1 protein-coding gene is annotated in these 449 nt (G+C 52.3%); it reads right to left on the bottom strand.

Annotation, left to right across the window (positions count from 1 at the left end):
* Window positions 1-449: transporter substrate-binding domain-containing protein (locus AWU74_RS08460; RefSeq protein WP_162505116.1), on the bottom strand; the 449-nt coding region annotated here is incomplete at both ends.

Below are 449 nucleotides of genomic sequence, written 5' to 3'. Positions count from 1 at the left end.
GGCGTCAGATCGGGAAGGATACCGGAATAATCACGGTCAAACCACTTTGAGCTGTATTTTGACAAAGTACCGTTAGAGCGCAGCGTCTGCAGCGCCTTGTCAACCGCGTCGCGCAGTTGTTCGTCGCCTTTGCGGAAAATGTAATAGGTGTAACCGGGCAGCAGCGTTCCGCCCACCCCCTCCACGCGGTTGCCATATGCCCGCCGTGTTTCAGTCAGGCGCTTTGTTTCGGTAAAAAAGGCGTCGTAGCGCCCTTCTTCCAGTCCCTTTATCAGCGTTTCCTCGTCCAGAGAACCGTAGGCAATTTTTACCGGCACCGCGGCGGTATCTTTGTTGTAGTTTTCGAGATAATAGGAAATGTTGGAGCCGGAACTGGCAGAAACCGTTTTTCCCTCAAGGTCTTTAAGCGAATTTATGTCCTTTCTGCCGGCCTTTACCGCGATAACGTA

It is taken from the genome of Treponema endosymbiont of Eucomonympha sp., from assembly GCF_001028545.1.
Note: the sequence above shows the minus strand (reverse complement) of the source record. Positions and strands in the feature narration are given on the sequence as shown.